The 2,546-nt window shown below is 36.3% G+C and carries 5 protein-coding genes; all 5 read right to left on the bottom strand.

From position 1 onward, the window contains the following. On the bottom strand, window positions 1-1,052 hold a 1,052-nt coding region (locus tag AOQ71_RS42170), incomplete at its 3' end, for a protein rep (protein WP_083513808.1). 84 nt (window positions 1,053-1,136) lie between these two features. Next, entirely contained in the window at window positions 1,137-1,427 is a 291-nt protein-coding gene (locus AOQ71_RS42165) for a hypothetical protein (protein WP_000593064.1), read from the bottom strand. Then, window positions 1,424-1,597, bottom strand: coding sequence for a hypothetical protein (locus AOQ71_RS45830; RefSeq protein WP_162268286.1), 174 nt, complete (start codon window positions 1,595-1,597; stop codon window positions 1,424-1,426). The genes AOQ71_RS42165 and AOQ71_RS45830 overlap by 4 nt, the downstream gene beginning before the upstream one ends. After that, window positions 1,590-1,907 carry a hypothetical protein gene (locus AOQ71_RS42160; RefSeq protein WP_000070380.1) on the bottom strand — a complete coding sequence of 106 codons (318 nt, stop codon included), beginning with the start codon at window positions 1,905-1,907 and terminating at the stop codon, window positions 1,590-1,592. The genes AOQ71_RS45830 and AOQ71_RS42160 overlap by 8 nt, the downstream gene beginning before the upstream one ends. Window positions 1,908-2,224: 317 nt before the next feature. Continuing rightward, a complete protein-coding gene (locus AOQ71_RS42155) occupies window positions 2,225-2,440 on the bottom strand; it encodes a hypothetical protein (RefSeq protein WP_001262268.1) in 216 nt (71 codons plus the stop codon). Window positions 2,441-2,546 lie beyond the last annotated feature (106 nt).

The raw sequence follows: 2,546 nt of genomic DNA, 5'->3' as shown, positions 1-2,546 counted from the left end.
AGCTCGTCGGCGGCGTCCTTACCTGTAGGTTCGACATGACGAGTAAGTTGTAAATCGTAATAAGACTTCTTAGAAAAGACGAACTTATAAATCATTTCTAGATAAGGTAAATCAGAATCATCTGGTAAATCATCAATTAATGATTCAGGAATTTTCACGCCCCAAAGAGATCCAAAAGCACCACTTAATCGCTTACCTTTTAAAACTTTGAAAGCTTCCCAAGTCTTTTCTACAGAAAGATCACCAAATTTGAGAGCATATTTACAGACTTCAGCAGCAGCACCTGAATAGCCTAAGTCTTTTTGTTTTTTGGCTCTACGGATATCAACGACCATAGAGTCCCCAGTAATAGATTGCCAATATTGAGACAATTCATCCTGATCTATCCAATCATCCAAAAGTGCAAACACATGAATATGGGGATGCCACTCATTAGTTTTTTCATTGTAAGTATTCTCATATGAATACATTGCACCGTTAATTTTGCAAAATTCATTAAAGCCACGCCCTTTTTTAATATAGTCCCTACGACGCTCTATAAGCGTTCTAAACGATTTTATAAGATGAGTGAACCGTTCCCTTAGATCTACCCCATTTTTAACCGTAAACGTGATCATAACGGGCTTTAAACGAGGATTTTCAGATAAGACTTGATCAACACGCTCAGAGTATTTTTGAATTGCCTTAGAAGCTCTAATACCTGCACAAAACGGGCATAACAAATGCTCACTACAAGCTTGGAACTTGGCGAGTTTAATTTGGTCAATGGTGTAAAAATTTTTGAATAGAAGAAAATTACCGCACCCATTTAATTTTTGGGCAGTTTTCATGGCGCGAATAGATTCATCGTTTTTTACATCGGCATGATAATTTTCTTTAATCTTAGCTAACGAAAATAAATAGTTTTCTTGTTGCTTCGATCTATGTTTCAAAATGCCAAAACGTGTTATTCTATCCCTATGTTGATCTCCTTTGGGAGATGCAAAACCCTTGTTATCACCGGTCGCCAAACTGTCCGATAACAGGGGTTTTTTCTTATCTAAATTCTGCAAATTTTGTCCCCGCTTTAATCAATAGTATCAAGTAAAAGAAAAAACATCGAGACGCTTCGCTAACTCGATGTTTTTTAGGGAAAATCATAGGTGATCTGCTAAAACAGGTTTCGCACCTTTTCGAACATAAAAAATAACGTTACGACCAACAGCCATAGCGCCACAACTGATGCTAATAAGCTTATTTTTGAAATCATCATAAATACGAGAATCTTCAACAGTAAGGTCGATTAATTCATTTTTAATTTGTCCGTTGGGAAGCTCCAACGAACCTAGAAGCTGGACCTTATCTCGAGCTTCATATTCTTCGCCCTTTTTATTAGTCCCACCATCTAAGTGGTATGTATTTAAAACTGTACCTTCAAGCTTAATCATTCTGGTATCCCCTCAATTAACTTCAAACGACCATCGACCATAGCAATGGTAAAAAATGTAATTTGTCTCTTTTTATCTAAATGTTCCTGGAGAACCTGTCTAAAGTAAGTACATGCTTCATCCAGGCTTTCCATAGAGGTGTTACTTATAATTCGTGGTTTTCTAATCATCTGAAAGTTCTCCAGAATCATATTGAGAAAGCTCTTCATAATATTGAGCTTCTAAATGTCCCAGAGCTTCCAAAGTTTCCTCATCTAATTTAAACATAACTTGATCCATGGCGATTTCAAGTAAGTCATTCAACAACGCATTACGCGGAGTTTTATTATGGGAATTTTGAATGGTATGAAGTGCTGATAAACGTGCAAAAAGGGGAAGTCTTACACGAAAAGGAATCTGCTTATAAAGACCAATATATTCAGATTCAGCAGTACCACTAATTTCTGCAACAAGTGTATCTAATTTTGATGGATTGCTCATAAATCTTACCTTATATATAAAAGGAATCATTTTGTGATTCTATTTATATATCAAAATTAAAATCTATTCAATATCACGGCGAGCAAAGCTCGGTAACTCCCGTTCTTAGGCTAAAGGGAGCTTGTAATCAGAGAGGGAAGGTTTGAAATCGTTTTATGTCAGTTCGTGGGTAGACACCCACTCTAAGATTTAGGTGCTTTTTCAGTAATGCACGCTTACGCGTTTCTCAAGAAACTATAAAAAAAACACGCCTGAAACCCTTGAGTTTCAAGCGTGGCATGAGATTTCGTAAATATACTAAATATACCAAGAGCCCCTTATTCAGACTTGATAGAGAAATCCTTTAAATCCGAATAAATATAAAAATCCCCATTATCAACAGAGAGCTGTAGTTCAGAGTTAAGACTAATAATTACATCAGTCACAACACCAGAACAGGTGAAAGAATATTCATCTGAATCAGACTTAAGAACATAAACAAAAGAAACTTGTTTGCCTAAAAGTTCTAAAACAGTAGTATTCGCGTTAGCCATGATAAGTACTCCTTGACAGTACGTTGTGGTTAGGTGAAATCGGGGATGGCACTCCCTGATTTCACCGACTTACTAGTATTGTTAACTAGTTAAAAACTATAAATGT

It is taken from the genome of Bradyrhizobium manausense (assembly GCF_001440035.1).
Taxonomy (GTDB): domain Bacteria; phylum Pseudomonadota; class Alphaproteobacteria; order Rhizobiales; family Xanthobacteraceae; genus Bradyrhizobium; species Bradyrhizobium manausense.
Note: the sequence above shows the minus strand (reverse complement) of the source record. Positions and strands in the feature narration are given on the sequence as shown.

What these genes read in the sequence shown, in the direction of transcription:
- AOQ71_RS42165 (WP_000593064.1), bottom strand. Translation starts at nt 1,427, where the DNA reads ATGATTAAGCTTGAAGGTACAGTTTTAAATACATACCACTTAGATGGT.
- AOQ71_RS45830 (WP_162268286.1), bottom strand. Translation starts at nt 1,597, where the DNA reads ATGATTAGAAAACCACGAATTATAAGTAACACCTCTATGGAAAGCCTG.
- AOQ71_RS42160 (WP_000070380.1), bottom strand. Translation starts at nt 1,907, where the DNA reads ATGAGCAATCCATCAAAATTAGATACACTTGTTGCAGAAATTAGTGGT.
- AOQ71_RS42155 (WP_001262268.1), bottom strand. Translation starts at nt 2,440, where the DNA reads ATGGCTAACGCGAATACTACTGTTTTAGAACTTTTAGGCAAACAAGTT.